The sequence below is a fragment of the Salegentibacter maritimus genome (assembly GCF_016236975.1).
Taxonomy (GTDB): domain Bacteria; phylum Bacteroidota; class Bacteroidia; order Flavobacteriales; family Flavobacteriaceae; genus Salegentibacter; species Salegentibacter maritimus.
In genome coordinates this window covers 179,702-194,673 of record NZ_JAEHNY010000002.1, presented here as the reverse complement: position 1 = coordinate 194,673, position 14,972 = coordinate 179,702, and the positions used below count along the sequence as shown (strand labels likewise).

16 protein-coding genes are annotated in these 14,972 nt (G+C 34.7%); 7 read left to right on the top strand and 9 right to left on the bottom strand.

What is annotated here, in order from left to right; translation table 11 throughout:
- The first annotated feature begins 13 nt into the window (after positions 1-13).
- Entirely contained in the window at positions 14-1,327 is a 1,314-nt protein-coding gene (gene murA, locus I6U50_RS02840; protein WP_198627210.1) for a UDP-N-acetylglucosamine 1-carboxyvinyltransferase, read from the top strand.
- Between the two features lie 77 nt (positions 1,328-1,404).
- On the opposite strand, the gene I6U50_RS02835 is transcribed toward murA, so the two are convergent.
- On the bottom strand, positions 1,405-2,865 hold the full coding sequence (locus I6U50_RS02835; RefSeq protein WP_193709609.1) for a TonB-dependent receptor: 1,461 nt from the start codon (positions 2,863-2,865) through the stop codon (positions 1,405-1,407).
- A gap of 106 nt (positions 2,866-2,971) precedes the next feature.
- Here I6U50_RS02835 and I6U50_RS02830 point away from each other — a divergent pair, with 106 nt between their 5' ends.
- Together I6U50_RS02830 and I6U50_RS02825 are read left to right on the top strand one after the other, a co-directional pair.
- Entirely contained in the window at positions 2,972-3,733 is a 762-nt protein-coding gene (locus I6U50_RS02830; RefSeq protein ID WP_198637781.1) for an MBL fold metallo-hydrolase, read from the top strand.
- Between the two features lies 1 nt (position 3,734).
- A complete protein-coding gene (locus I6U50_RS02825; protein ID WP_193709607.1) occupies positions 3,735-4,232 on the top strand; it encodes a hypothetical protein in 498 nt (165 codons plus the stop codon).
- On the opposite strand, the gene I6U50_RS02820 is transcribed toward I6U50_RS02825, so the two are convergent.
- The 8 genes from I6U50_RS02820 to I6U50_RS02785 form a co-directional block, all read right to left on the bottom strand.
- Complete coding sequence (locus I6U50_RS02820; RefSeq protein ID WP_198637780.1) at positions 4,229-4,888, bottom strand: alpha/beta hydrolase; 660 nt, start codon at positions 4,886-4,888, stop codon at positions 4,229-4,231. The genes I6U50_RS02825 and I6U50_RS02820 overlap by 4 nt on opposite strands.
- Positions 4,889-5,215: a DUF4870 domain-containing protein gene (locus I6U50_RS02815; protein ID WP_198637779.1), complete on the bottom strand. Its 327-nt coding sequence runs from the start codon at positions 5,213-5,215 to the stop codon at positions 4,889-4,891.
- Between the two features lie 43 nt (positions 5,216-5,258).
- Entirely contained in the window at positions 5,259-6,509 is a 1,251-nt protein-coding gene (locus tag I6U50_RS02810) for a dihydroorotase (RefSeq protein WP_198637778.1), read from the bottom strand.
- An 89-nt stretch (positions 6,510-6,598) separates the two neighbouring features.
- Positions 6,599-8,521 carry a BatA domain-containing protein gene (locus I6U50_RS02805; RefSeq protein ID WP_198637777.1) on the bottom strand — a complete coding sequence of 641 codons (1,923 nt, stop codon included), beginning with the start codon at positions 8,519-8,521 and terminating at the stop codon, positions 6,599-6,601.
- Between the two features lie 43 nt (positions 8,522-8,564).
- Positions 8,565-9,767 carry a GAF domain-containing sensor histidine kinase gene (locus I6U50_RS02800; RefSeq protein ID WP_198637776.1) on the bottom strand — a complete coding sequence of 401 codons (1,203 nt, stop codon included), beginning with the start codon at positions 9,765-9,767 and terminating at the stop codon, positions 8,565-8,567.
- A gap of 61 nt (positions 9,768-9,828) precedes the next feature.
- Positions 9,829-11,043 carry a GAF domain-containing sensor histidine kinase gene (locus I6U50_RS02795; RefSeq protein ID WP_198637775.1) on the bottom strand — a complete coding sequence of 405 codons (1,215 nt, stop codon included), beginning with the start codon at positions 11,041-11,043 and terminating at the stop codon, positions 9,829-9,831.
- A 60-nt stretch (positions 11,044-11,103) separates the two neighbouring features.
- The gene (locus I6U50_RS02790; protein ID WP_198637774.1) at positions 11,104-11,868 is read right to left on the bottom strand and encodes a TIGR02757 family protein; all 765 of its coding nucleotides are present in this window, start codon (positions 11,866-11,868) and stop codon (positions 11,104-11,106) included.
- Between the two features lie 5 nt (positions 11,869-11,873).
- A complete protein-coding gene (locus I6U50_RS02785; RefSeq protein WP_198637883.1) occupies positions 11,874-12,548 on the bottom strand; it encodes an ABC transporter ATP-binding protein in 675 nt (224 codons plus the stop codon).
- 434 nt (positions 12,549-12,982) lie between these two features.
- Here I6U50_RS02785 and msrA point away from each other — a divergent pair, with 434 nt between their 5' ends.
- The 4 genes from msrA to I6U50_RS02765 all read left to right on the top strand — a co-directional run bounded on the left by msrA (position 12,983) and on the right by I6U50_RS02765 (position 14,897).
- Positions 12,983-13,525 (top strand): peptide-methionine (S)-S-oxide reductase MsrA, encoded by a 543-nt coding sequence (msrA, locus tag I6U50_RS02780; protein ID WP_198637773.1) that lies wholly within the window; start codon positions 12,983-12,985, stop codon positions 13,523-13,525.
- Between the two features lie 5 nt (positions 13,526-13,530).
- Entirely contained in the window at positions 13,531-14,127 is a 597-nt protein-coding gene (gene folE, locus I6U50_RS02775) for a GTP cyclohydrolase I FolE (protein ID WP_193709598.1), read from the top strand.
- A gap of 45 nt (positions 14,128-14,172) precedes the next feature.
- On the top strand, positions 14,173-14,478 hold the full coding sequence (locus I6U50_RS02770) for a hypothetical protein (RefSeq protein WP_198637772.1): 306 nt from the start codon (positions 14,173-14,175) through the stop codon (positions 14,476-14,478).
- A 179-nt stretch (positions 14,479-14,657) separates the two neighbouring features.
- Positions 14,658-14,897: a hypothetical protein gene (locus tag I6U50_RS02765; protein WP_198637771.1), complete on the top strand. Its 240-nt coding sequence runs from the start codon at positions 14,658-14,660 to the stop codon at positions 14,895-14,897.
- Positions 14,898-14,972 lie beyond the last annotated feature (75 nt).

Below are 14,972 nucleotides of genomic sequence, written 5' to 3'. Positions count from 1 at the left end.
ACATTTTACTTTCATGGGAACTTTCCAAATTGAAGGCGGGCAGCAACTTAGTGGAGAAATTCAGCCACAAGGAGCCAAAAACGAAGCCCTGCAAATTCTTTGTGCCGTATTATTAACCTCTGAAGAGGTAGTAATTAATAATATACCAGATATTCTGGATGTAAATAAACTGATTAAACTTCTTGAAAATCTTGGAGTTAAAATTAAAAAACTAGGAAAAGGTAGTTACTCTTTTAAGAGTGACGATCTCGATTTAGACTATTTAAGCAGTGCACAGTTTAAAATAGATGGTAGTGGGCTTAGAGGATCTATTATGATTGTTGGCCCTTTATTGGCTAGGTTCGGTAAAGGATTTATTCCAAAGCCGGGAGGTGATAAAATTGGGCGAAGAAGGCTAGATACCCATTTTGAAGGATTTATAAAACTAGGAGCTCAATTTAGATATAATAAAGAAGAACGTTTTTATGGGGTTGAAGCTCCAAACGGACTAAAAGGAGACTTTATGCTCCTGGAAGAAGCATCGGTTACCGGTACAGCCAATATTGTGATGGCAGCTGTTCTTGCCAGTGGTACTACTACTATTTATAATGCTGCTTGTGAACCTTATTTACAACAACTTTGCGCCATGCTTAATGCCATGGGGGCAAAGATAAGTGGTGTAGGTTCTAATCTCTTAACTATAGAAGGTGTAGATTCTTTAAAAGGTTGTGAACACCGCATCCTTCCCGATATGATTGAGATAGGATCGTGGATAGGCCTGGCAGCAATGACTAAGAGCGAAATTACCATAAAGGATGTTCGCTGGGATATGTTAGGTATTATTCCAACTACTTTTAGAAAATTGGGAATAACTATTGAACGGAAAGGGGACGATATTTTTATCCCTGCACATACCAATGGTTATGAAGTACAAAGCTTTATCGATGGTTCTATAATGAATATTAGTGATGCGCCATGGCCTGGGTTTACTCCAGATTTACTTAGTATTTTGCTGGTAGTGGCTACACAAGCGCGTGGTAGTGTACTTATTCACCAAAAAATGTTTGAGAGTCGTTTGTTTTTTGTTGATAAGCTCATTGATATGGGGGCAAAGATTATTTTATGTGATCCGCACCGTGCAACCGTAATTGGGCACGATTTCCAGTCTCAGTTAAAAGCTACTACTATGACTTCGCCAGATATTAGGGCGGGTATTTCTTTGCTTATAGCTGCGCTTTCTGCCAAAGGAACATCTACTATCCATAATATAGAACAAATAGATAGAGGCTACGAAAATATAGAAGAACGCCTTAAAAATATTGGTGCTAGAATAAAGCGAATAGCCTAGAGCTTTCAAAGCTGAAATAAAAAATCCGGATAATTTATATAATCATCCGGATTTTTTTATGTTTAATGTCTAACTTTTTAGGCTTCAGTTTTTGCCTTTTTCTTGCTCTCTTTATAATGAAAAAGATTATGTTCTTTAATCATTTTTGTGGTTTTTTCAGGCAACATATCTTCCCAACCTTCTTTACCTTCATTAATCATTTGCAATACTTCCCTGGAATAAATGTCAAGGATTTCAGGATTGTAATTTTTAATATCCTCAACCCTGCCATTGTATTTAAAGAATTTATACAATTCCTTCATTCTTGGATGAACTTTTAGGTTGTCACTGGTAGTAATTTCGCCTGTTTCAGGATCTTTAAGAGGGTAGAGGTAAACCTTAAGGTCTTTAAAGAATAATTTTCCAAAAGCTTCCAGGATCCCACCACTTAAGTGCCTGTAATACTTTTCATCAAATACATCAATAAGGTTATTTACTCCCATACTTAATCCCATTCGTTGTTTTGAATATCTTGAGAAATATTCAACTACACGATAGTATTCCTGGAAGTTAGATATCATTACGGTTTGTCCCAGGGAGCATAAAAGCTCTGCCCTGTCCATAAAATCACGTTCATCTATTTCACCCTCAGCCCTTAAGTTAGAAAGTGTGATTTCAAAAATAACTTCGGTGTTTTCTTTTTCAACCTTACTTTCCTTTAAAAATAGCTCGAGCGAACGCTCATACATATCCATATTAACCTTGGTTACGGGTCTAAAACTTCCGCGAAATGCCAGAATATTTTTTTTGTATAAAATTTTGGCCGGAAGTACGTTATTCCCATCGGGAGCAAACATAACGGCATCTGTCATCCCGTTTTTTACTAATTGTAGGCTCATTAAGCGGTTGTCTACCCCTTCAAACCTGGGGCCGCTAAAATTTATAGTATCAATTTCTATTTGATCTTTGTCTATATGATCGTACAAATAGCGTAGTAGTTTTTTGGGATTATCATATTTATAATAAGCACCATAAATAAGATTAACACCCAGTATACCTAAAGTATTCTGCTGATGTCTTGCATCATTTTCGTGAAATCTTACGTGTAAGCTAATTTCATTATAATCTTCTTCAGGCCTTACCTGATATTTAATTCCTACCCAACCATGGCCTTTATATTTTTTGGCAAAGTCTATGGTCGCCACGGTGTTGGCATAGCTAAAAAAAAGTTTATTAGGATGTTTTTCACGAGAAATTCGCTGTTCTATTAAGCCAATTTCGTGAGAAAGCATTTTTTTTAATCGAGCTTCAGTTACATATCTTCGATCGTTTTCAACTCCATAAATTGCATCACTAAAATCTTTATCATAAGCGCTCATGGCTTTCGCAATAGTACCCGAAGCGCCACCTGCCCTGAAAAAATTTCTCACAGTTTCCTGCCCGGCACCAATTTCAGAAAAAGTTCCGTAGATGTTTTCATTTAAATTAATGCGTAGCGCTTTACTTTTTATAGAGGGAACATTTTCAAATTCCTTATCGCCCATTATTGTAATTGGCATAATTTCTTCTTTAAGTGTGATTTCTTTTTTGTGTATACCAAAGGTACTAAAAACAGTAGGGTATAGAAAAAAATAATCTTTACTTTTGCAGCAAAACATGTAATTCTTGGAAGTAATTTTTTTAGGCACTGGCACCTCTCAGGGAATCCCAATAATTGGTAGTAAGCATCCGGTATGTCTTAGTAAGAACCCTAAAGACAAACGCTTACGTGTATCGGTTTTAGTTAAGTGGGAGGGCAATAATATACTTATAGATTGTGGCCCCGATTTTAGGATGCAAATGTTGACAAACCCTATAGAAAAACTAGATGCCATATTATATACCCATGAGCATAACGACCATACTGCCGGTTTAGATGATATTAGGCCTTTCTTTTTTAGGCAGGGAGATATTCCGGTTTTTGCCCATAAACGTGTATTGAATTCACTGCGAAAACGCTTTGAATATATTTTTACTTCTACCAATAAGTACCCCGGTGCTCCAGGTGTAATTGAAAATGAAATTGAAAACAAACCTTTTTTCTTTAATGATTTAAAAATTATTCCAATAGATTATAAACATAATCGTTTGCAGGTTTTTGGTTTTAGGCTTAAAGATTTTGCTTATCTCACAGATCTAAAATCTATTGAAGAAAAAGAAATTCAAAAACTGGATGGTGTAAAAGTATTAGTAGTTACGGCTTTACGAATTGAACCACATCATTCTCATTTAAACCTGGAAGAAGCTCTGGCTTTTATTGATCGGGTTAAGCCAGAACGAGCTTACTTAACACATATAAGCCATTTACTTGGCTTTCATGACCAAGTACAGGAAAAGCTTCCTGAAAATGTTTTTTTAGCTTACGATAATCTTGAAATCACTCTTTAATATGCGGAAAAATTTAGTACTCTATCTTTTTATTTTTTCTCTTTTGTTTACCATTTTCATCTATGTGAACGATAAAAAAATACTGGATTCTAGAGATGAAACTATTAAGGAATTGAAAAGCGAGGTGGAGCGGCTTGAGTTTGAAAATGATTCTTTAGCTGAAGAAAACGAAGGAACAGCTTATTTCTCTTTACTCGATAATGAAGATGCGATGAGCTATTTTGAAAATAGGGGAATAGAGGCAGCAACTATTGCCGAAACTATAGAGAATGAACTGATAAGCCAAAATAAGGTAGATAATGATAATGCTTTTGTTCCTTTTGCCGGGATGGAAGGCAGTATGCGTATCAACAAAATCAAGATTTTAAACCATAAATGGATCATCGCCGACTTTACCGATGGAAAGTATTGGGGCGAGGTGTTTTTTACCTACGAGGTAGATGAAAAAGGAAAATTAAACCTTACTGCAGAAAAATCGTTTTTATACCCTGTAAATTAGATTCTCTTTTTAAGCCATTCCCGTAATTCAAAGAAATTTTGCGGGGCTACTCCGTGACCCACCGGAAATTCTGAATAGCTGTTTTCAATATTAAGCGTGTCTAAAACAGGCTTGGTTTTACGGGCCCACTCTACAGGTATAACCTGATCTACCGAACCGTGAGAACAATAAAACGCCAGGTTAGAAAAATCGTTTTTCTCGAAACCCGGTTTTAGTATTCCTTCGTTAATATAACCGCTTAACGCAACTATATTTTTAACCTTATTGGGGTAGGAGAGTGCTACGGCATAGCTTAAAATGCTACCCTGGCTAAAGCCTAAAAGTGTCACATTTTTAGCATCTAACTGGTAGGCTTCAACAGCTTCATCAATAAAATCAACTATTTTTTCACGAGATTCTTTGGCTTGTTCATCATCGCTAAATTTACCTTCCTGGTTATCCCAGTGAATCGCATACCATGCGTTTCCATAAGGCTGCATTGCGTAAGGCGCTTTTACTGAAACCACAAATAATTCATCGGGTAATTCTTCAGCAAAAGAAAAGAGATCTTTTTCATCGCTCCCATATCCATGCAACATTAAAAGCAACGGTGGATTTTCTGAAGCTACTTTAGGTTTTCTAATAAGATGTTGAAGGGAAAGTTCTTTGGTATTCATTTATTGTATTGTACTAAACCATTTTTGAAAATAAGCACCAAGAATTGGTACTTCCTTTTGTTCGCCCTGTATTGCCATCACCAGCCCATAAATACCCGAAACGGCAATAAAAACATAAAAGGCCGATGAAATTAGCCAGCTGTCAAATAAACCAACCAAAACTCCCAGCACGTAAAAAGTAATATGGATACCAAAGGCCTGCCTTATGTGAAATGAAGCAAAAGGATTTTTATGGTCATTATTCATGAAATAGGCTATTATTGTACCAATTATTGTAATATAGGCCACTATAGCCGCCGTTTTTCCTTCTTCGACCACTGTTTTCATAACTATTAATTTGTAAAACAAAGATATTAAATTTAGCCCGGAATTATAAACCGAAATCCCCCGTTTTAGTAATTATACCAAAGGCTTTACCTTTAAGCGAATAGGATTTAAATATACTGTTTTGCGAGGTTGAAAAAATATGAACTTCAGTGAATTTATATTGCTTGTCTGGATCAAACAATGTTAAATCGGCAACATTTCCTTCTTCTATTGCTACATCTTTTAAACCAAAACGTTGTTTTCCCTTAGTTAAGATTTCAATCACTTCTTCGGTAGAAAACAAGGTGTTTAAAGCACCAAATGCAGATTCCAGGCCAATAGTGCCATATAGTGCATTGTCAAATTCTACTTTTTTGTTTTCAGAGTCGATAGGGTTGTGGTCACTGGTAACCATATCTATAGTGCCATCTTTTACACCTGCAATTAAAGCTTCAGTATCCTCTTTTATTCTTAGGGGTGGTAAAACCTTAGTATTTGTGTCAAAATCCTGTAGGAGTTCATCGGTGAAAATTAAATTATGAACGGCAACACTACAGCTAACGTCCAAACCTTTGTTTTTGGCCTCCCTAATGAGTGCTACAGATTTTTTTGTTGAAATAGTCGGGATATGTATTTTACCACCGGTATACTCCAATAAATAAAGATCTCGAGTAATTTGCAGCTCTTCTGCTAAATTAGGAATTCCCTTCAATCCCAACGAAGTACTACTTTGTCCTTCATTTACCATTCCTTTTCCGGCAATGCGATTTTCTTGAGGGAAGGATTGTACAAGCGCATCAAAATTTTGTGCATATTGAAGTGCTATCTTAAGTAAATTTGGGTTTTTAATAGGGCTTTTATAATCGCCAAATGCTACCGCACCGCCTTGTTTCATATCATAGAGCTCGGCAAGGTCCACACCCTCTCCTTTAAGGCTAAGCGCACCAATAGGAAATAGCTTAACCGGGTGATGGGCCGCCTTGGATTTAACCGATGTTATTGCCCCGTTATTATCAATAACCGGAGCAGTATTGGGGTTTAAGGCAATACTGCTAAAACCACTTTTAGCAGCAGTGTCTAATCCGTTTGCTATGGTTTCCCTTTCTTCAAAACCGGGTTCCCCAAAGCTAACACTACTATCAAACCATCCTCTGGAAACATGAAGGTTCTTTTTGTCTATTACCTTATCGACCGTGATGGAAATCTCTTCTGCAATCTCTTTAATTATTCCGTTTTCAATTAAAATGTCTTGTTTTTTATTGTGGTAAACCGATTGCTTATCGATGATAGTGGCCGATTTTAATAGTAGTCTCATTTCTTTATAAATTTAATCCCAAATCGGGAATTTTATTACGCGCTTATAACCTAATTCCTGTATAGATTTAAAGTCTATTACCGCACTGGTTATTTTAGATATTTTAAAAGTAGCATCTCTATGATTAAAAATATCAATGCAAAAATAACAAAGCTTTTCCAAAGCTCATTGCTTTGGCTGGCTAGTTTTAGCTCATTAAAATAAGTGTTTATATCCTGGTAAATATGTATGTTTTTTGCATTTTCGGGGAGAAAATACTCCAAATCACTTTCGTTTCTGAGGGCATTAAAGCTAAGGTAAGCTTTTGGATTTTTATTGTATTCTACGGTATAATTCCCGGATGGGACTTCCAGTAAATCTGTACTTATAACTACCGTGTTACCAAGAGATCTTTGCTTAGGTATAAAATCTATGTTTTCTGAAATAACATGAACAACCTTATCTTTTTGGGCATCGATTGGAATTCTAATTTTTTCATTTTTACCCGTTTCGTAGTATAAATTTGGACTTTTAAAAGCTTTGAGCCCTATATTGTAAATTACAGGAACTATTAAAGGTGAATTTCTGAAATTGGAATTTTTCTCATTAAGGGCTGCTGCAAATAGAAAAACTTCGTTTTCTTCTACTAAAAAACCCGAATTATCCTGAAAAGAAATAATTTTATTTCCATTTTGTACTTTATGGTACGTTTGCACCTTAGGATAATCAAAATTCTCAACTTTTTCCTGAAACACCCCCTGAAGTAACGGATGGTCAAAAGCCAATTCGGTGATTAGGGCTTCTCTTGTTTTTACTTCAGAATATTGGGGAGCATTCAACCTATTAAGAAAGCTATTATAAGAATTAAGATTACTATTAGTTGATGGAATAACTACCAGTGGGACCGCATTACCATGTAGGTTGGTTAAGTTTGTTTGTAACGGCCCTGAAATAGATTCAAGTTCATTCAAGATTATAAGATCGGCAGTGTTTAGTTTATTAAAATCAAGCTGATCTTTTTTAAATATTTCAGTAATAAACTCCGGCCCACTAAGAATACGTCTCAAGAAAGTTGCTTCGGCATTTTCAGTAATAATCACCACTTTAGGAGGCTTAGGCTTATTCAGGCTAAAAAATAAGCTATTGTCATAATCCAAAGAAGCATCTTCAATTTTAATAACACCATTAGGGATTTCAACCTGATTAACTTTAAAGTTTGCGGTTACAGTATCAGCCTTCTGAAAGTTTACCGAAGTTTTTGCCAAAAGATCCTCACCACTAAAAAGGGAGACACTTTGGGGACTATTGAAATTACCGGTGCTGCTTAACAAAACCCGAAAATCAATTTCATTCACTTCCCGATGCTTAATGTACATAGAGTCTATACTAATATTCTCTGTGCTTTCGGGAAATACAGGTATAAAGTGATAAGTGTAGCTTGTATCTAAAGATTTATTTATTCCAAGGTTTTTTTGAAAGTCTGAGATAAAAATAAAATCTTTTTCTTGTGTAGAATCTTTAAATAATTGCGATGCTTTTAGTTTAAGAGTATTAAAGTCTAAAGGCTTTTGGGTGAATTCCAGGTTTTGAAGCGTAGTATTTAAATTTGATGAAGAAAGATTTTTAAATTCTTCATTATGGGTAAAAAGGTCGAGCTCTTGCTCTTCTGGAAGATTCTTTATTAAATCCCGAATAGCTGCTGTAAAGAGTTCACCGTCTTTACCGCCGGCCTGCATACTGTAAGAATTATCCAGGAAAATTACTTTTTCCCTTGAACTTGTTTTTGGGTTTTTAGCAGGAAAATAGGGTTGGGCAAACGCTAAAATTAAGAAAGTTAGCAACAATGTTCTGCAAGTTAACACCAGCCATTTCTTTAATTGTGAGCTTTTTCTGGTTTGGCGAATAACTTTTTTCAGGAATTTTACATTTGTAAAATCTTCTTTTTGAAATTGACGTAATTGAAATAGATGAACAGCCAACGGGATAAGTAGCAAAAACAGTGCGTAAAGAAGTTCCGGCTGTTTAAATTCCATAAGGTTTTAAAAAGTTTTTCAAATATAGGAAATGGAATTTAAGCTAAGGGCGTTTAATCTTGAATTTAAAAGTACTGCCTTTACCTTTTTTAGAAATAACATCTATATTGCCTTGCATTTGCTCTATATGCTTTTTTACAGTAGCAAGACCAATTCCGCTACCGGGATTACCATCCCTATCTTTTACATCTAATGTAGTAAAGAGTTTAAAGATCTTTTTAAAATTTTCTTTTTCTATTCCATTGCCATTATCACTTACTGAAAAACAATAATGAGTGTCTGTGGTTTCAAAACCAATATCTACTTTTCTAATAGTTTTACTGTTGTATTTTAAAGCATTGTTTATAAGGTTCATGAAAACCTGGGTAAGTGCGGCCTTATTCACATTTTTTAAAAGTCCGCTATCTGGGTATGTAAATTCTACCTTTTCGTTCCAGCTGTATAAATCAGTAATTTTTTTAAGTAGACCGGGAAGGTGTACGTCTTCAAAATCCTTTTCCAAAATATGATCGCTACGGTAAAATTTTAAAATTCCATCTACATAATTGCGAAGCGAATAAGAAGATTCTACCAGAAAATCAAGATACTGTTTGCTTTGCTCATCTAGATTTTTTTTGTTTTCTTCCTTTAGTAATTCTGTTAAAGAAATAATATTGGCTAAGGGTGATTTGATATCATGGGAAACCAGACTGGCAAATTTTTCAAGTTCTTTATATTTCTGTTTTAATTTGCGCTGAATATGTTGCAGTTTTGTTTTTTGCTTTCTACTCTCAAAAAGATTCATACACTGGTTAGCTAAAGCCAGTAATGATTTTTTTTGTACCTGATCTAAACTTCTAATTTCTGTGTCAAAAATGCAAAATACGGCTATTGCGTGGCCATTCTCGCTCAGTAAAGGCACACCGGCATAGAAATGGTATTCCTGTGAGTAAATCGCTTTGGCTTTTTCAAAAATTATGGGTTGATCTTTGCTATTAATTATTAAGATTTTTTTCTCGGCCCAAATGGTATGCTCGCAAAAAGTATTTTCTCTGGATATCCTGTCTTGCTGAGCGCCATAAATAGATTTGTACCAAATCTTGTTTTTACCAATAATACTAATTTTTGCTACTGGAACCCGGCATATTTGTGCTGCTAAAAAGGTTAGCTGGTCATAATCTTTATCTTCTCCCGAATTAAAGATTGCATATTCAGCAAGAGCTGCCCTACGTGATTTTTCTTTTGAAGAAATATAGTGTTGCTGCATATCTTTTAAAGGTTATAACCTATAAGATAAAAAATCTTTCCCTCTATTAAAAGGATAAGTTTTATGAAAGCTTTCGTCTAATGGAAAAATTAAACCTGGTGCCTTTACCAATTTCAGACTCTATATTTAAATTTCCACCTAAATTGCCAACCAGTCTTTTTACCGTAGACAATCCGATGCCATTTCCTTTATTACCAGAACGATCACTTTTAGCTACAATGGTAAAAAGTTTAAAAATATCTTCTTCTTTTTCCTTCGGAATCCCAATCCCATTATCTTTTACGCTGAAATAATAAAAATCTGGAGTTTGCGAGAACTCAATATCAATTATAATTTTTGGCTTGTCATTATATTTAAGGCTGTTACCCAGTAGGTTTAAAAATATTTGTTCTAAAGCCGCCCGGTTAGAACTAATTATGGTGTTATTTTCCGGTAGGTTTATTATACAATCTTCGGTAATATTTAGGATGTCTATAATTTCCTCCAATAACTGATGAACATCAAATTCTTCACAATTTGAGGCAGCAATACTATCGCTTTCGTAATGGTCTAGAATACCATTTATGTAGCCACTAAGTCTTAATCCGGCTTGTTTTAGGTTTTTTAAATAAGATAAACCTTCAACTCCTAGCTTTTCACCAAATTTAGCTTTAAGAATATCAGCAGTTATAATCATGTTTGCCAATGGCATTTTCATATCATGAGAAACGACACCTGCAAAGTTTTTTAGCATAGCATTATGGTCGTTCAATTCTTTTTTTACATTCTCCAGGTAATCATTTTTTCTTTTTAGCTCCAGAAGAATTTCAACCTGTTTGGCAAGAGATTTTAAAGCCTTTTTTTGATTTTCATCCAGTTTGTTGGGTTTGGTATCTATCACGCAAAGTGTGCCTAATGGCATCCTGTTAAAATCCTTTAAAGGCATGCCGGCATAATAAAGAATAGGCTCATTTTTTGCAAGTACAAACGGATTGTCTACAAAACGTTTATCCAGTCTTGTATCCTGAACCTCCATTAAATCTTCCGGATTTAAAATTGCATGGCTACAAAAAGAGATATCACGTTTCGAGGAGCATAATTCAGTGCCGTACTTAGACTTAAACCATTGCTCGTGTTCCCCAACCAATGAAATAAGGGAAACTGGTGTCTTGCATATAAAGGAAGCTAATTGTGTGATATTATCAAACTCCTCCTGGGAAGGACTATATAAAATATTAGCATCCTGAAGCGCCTTTAGACGTTGACTTTCGTTCTCAGGAATTGCCGGACTTAACATAAACTAAATAATTGAATTGAAACAAATTTAACTAATTTAATGGATTTTGTTAAATTTTTATTAATATTTTTCGAAAACTCCTAAGCCAAATAGAGCAAAGTCATATTTCACAGGATCAACAGTATCAAGTTCTCTTAATGAACTATCCAGCTCAGTTAAAGCTTTTGCATCGTTGGCTTTACGTTTTAAAAGGTTTAACTTACGTGCTACATTCCCCGAATGGACATCTAAAGGACAGCTTAATTGTGAAGTATTAAGTTTTTTCCATAAACCAAAATCTACTCCCGTTTTATCATTGCGTACCATCCAGCGCAGATACATGTTAATTCTTTTGGCTGCCGAATTTTTGAGGGGATCACTCACATGTTTTTGTGTTCTGGGCTCATGTGGAATTTCAAAGAACTTTTTTTTGAATACGTGTATGGCCGATTGCAGCGAATTTTTTTCAGCATTTTTCGTAAAAACATTTTCCATCCCACCATGGTTTTTATAGATGTTTTGCAAAGCTGAAATAAAAAATCTCAGATCTGTTTCGTTAAAGGTGCGATGCACAAAGCCAGATAGGTTTTTAAGATCATTTGTTGAATGATTTAAAACAAAATCATACGGACTCTGGTCTAGCATTTCCATTAACCTATGGGCATTTTTAAGAATACTCTTTCTATTGCCCCAGGCAATTGTTGCGGTAAGAAATCCGGCAATCTCAATATCTTCCTTTTTACTGAACAGATGTGGAATTTGTATTGGATCTGTTTCAATAAATTCCGGGGTATTGTATTGTTCGGCTTTGAAATCCAGAAAAGATTTCAGTTCACTTTTTTTCAAGTTGATTAAATTTCTTTTTTATCAATAATTTTCCCGTCCTGCATGGTAATTTTCCTATCGGCCATATCCGCAAGCTCCTCGTTATGAGTTACGATTACAAAAGTTTGCTCAAACTCATCCCTTAGTTTAAAAAAAAGCTGATGAAGGTTTTCGGCAGATTCTGTATCTAAATTTCCCGATGGTTCATCGGCGAAAATAACTGAAGGATTATTAATAAGTGCGCGGGCTACCGCAATACGCTGCTGTTCACCACCACTAAGCTCTCCCGGTTTATGATTAGCCCTGTTTTTAAGTCCCAGGAAGCCTAAAAGCTCCATTGCACGTTCTTCGGCAGTTTTCTTTGGTGTATTGTGAATATAAGCCGGGATACAAATATTTTCCAGTGCAGTAAACTCAGGCAGTAGTTGATGAAATTGAAAAATAAAACCAATATTCTTATTTCTAAATTTAGATAATTCCTTTGAAGAAAGTTGATAAATATTGGTATCGTTAATTTTAAGAGAAGAGGCTTTATTTTTCTCTGGTTTATCTAAGGTTCCTAAAATTTGAAGTAAAGTTGTTTTACCGGCTCCGGAAGCTCCTACTATAGAGACAATTTCACTTTTCTTAATATGGAGATCAAGACCTTTTAATACGTGAAGGTCTCCGTAATACTTATGAATATTCCTGGCTATAATCATTTGTTGGCTTAATATCAAAATTAAAAGCCCCTCACGGGCTTTAAGAAATCAAAATAACGCTAAGACTACTATCTTTATTATCTTATTTACGTTTGTTTTAGAATTGGTGAAAATTAGCCAAATTAAGCAGAATGCCCAAGTTAAGAATAGAATATGTTTTGATATTGCTATTTTTTTCGTGTGATCTTTTTAGAATGGAGTTTCCATGTTAAACTTTCAATTATTTAATTTCAAGTCATCTGTTTTTCTATGAAAGGCAGATAGTATAATTTTGATGAATTCAAGTAGATTGATCATTTTAGGTGTTAAAGATGATTTTAAATGAATTAAATTAAGATGATTATTTGTAAGCACTAATACCATTAAATTAAAATCAAGTTAAATCTATCATTTCTGTTTATTAATTATTTAGATTTGCTAAACAAAATTAAGCTATGAATTCAGGAAATTTAGAAGTAGCAACTTTAGCAGGAGGTTGTTTTTGGTGCACCGAAGCTGTATTTCAACGTTTAAATGGAGTAGTGGAAGTAGTTTCAGGTTTTACAGGTGGAAATATTAAAAATCCTGCTTATCGCGAAATAATAACTGGAAGGACCGGTCATGCCGAAGCAATTCAAATTAAGTTTAACCCACAGGAAATAAGTTTTCAGGAATTGTTATATGTTTTTTTTGCAATACATGATCCTACCACGCTTAATCGGCAGCAAAATGATGTAGGCACGCAATACAGAAGTGCTGTGTTTTATCATTCAGAATCACAAAAAGAGCAAGCTGAATCCATAATTGCTGAACTTGACAAAAAAGAGGTTTTTACAAATAAGATTGTTACAGAGTTTACCTCGGCAAAAGAGTTTTATATCGCCGAAAAGGAGCATCAGAATTTCTATAATGAACACAGAGATCAACCCTATTGCCAATATATAATAGACCCTAAAATAAAAAAACTAACCGAAGTCTTTTCAGACAAATTGAAATAATAAAAATGGCTTATAAATTTAAAGAAGAATATAATATTGAAGTTACCGGTGGCCTTCAGGAAAATTACAAAAATATCCTTGAAGGTATTGGAGAGGATGTGAAGCGCGAGGGAATTGAAAAAACACCAGAAAGAGCGGCCAAAGCCATGCAATTTTTAACCCAGGGTTATAAAATGGATGCTGAAGCCATCTTAAAAAAAGCCATGTTCAAGGAGAGTTATGATGAAATGGTAGTGGTAAAAGATATTGAGTTGTACTCTATGTGTGAACACCATATGCTACCGTTTTTTGGAAAAGCCCACATAGCTTATATCCCTAACGGCCATATTGTAGGTTTAAGTAAGTTACCAAGGGTGGTAGATGTTTTTGCAAGAAGGTTACAGGTGCAGGAACGCTTAACCCACGATATTTTGGAGTGTATAAATAAAACAATGAAACCAAAAGGAGTGGCTGTGGTTATAGAGGCAGTACACATGTGTATGATGATGCGTGGCGTACAAAAACAAAATAGTGCTACAACAACATCTGGCTTTAGAGGGCAATTTGAAAAAATAGAAACCAGAAATGAATTTTTAAAGCTCATTAGCTCAGATTTAAAATAGAGAATTGGCACTTTATTTGCTTCATTAACTTAAAAAGCATTTAAAATGAAATTATTAAAAGATAAATTATTTGTAAAAAGCCTTGCGTATGACGCGATAGGGATGATTACTGTGGCAATTCCCTTAATTGGGCCGTTTCTGGATTTAGTATGGGCTCCATATGCTGCAAAGAAAATGGGAGATATGTACCCCGGTAAAAAAGGAAAAGTAGCTTCGGTATTGGTTTTTTTAGAAGAAATTCTTCCAGGAACCGATATTATACCAACATTTACCCTTATGTATTTTTACACATTTGTTTGGAAAAAGAATAAACACTCGCAACCTAGAACTATAGAAGTAGAAAGCTATTAAGATGCTTTTAAAGTATTATAAAAGAGGCTAATATTGGCCTCTTTTTTTATTTCTAATTATCAATACTTACTGGCCTAAAGAAGTTAAAACTGTGTTATTTGAAAACTTTTTAACGTTATTATCAAGTGATTACTACGATATTGAAAGTGTAAATCAGTACTAAGTAATAAAACAAAATTATGAATAATCAGGTAATTGAAAATGGGATAGTGTGGCTTAAGAGAGCTGTTATTTATAAAGCAGGAAAAATAATTCTCAGGAAACCTGCCGGTGTTTTTGCCGTTGGTGCGCTAGCTGCTGGTGCGGGCGTGGCTGCTTACAGCTATTTTAAAAAAGATCATAAAAAGAATTTAACCCATATAGATGATATAGAAAATAATAACCCCGAAATAGAAGGAAAAAAGAAAATCGTGGTATAAAGAAGATTTAAAAGATTAAAAAATGCCTCACAATTTTAAAATTGTGAGGCATTTTTTGTTTCAATTTAAATATTT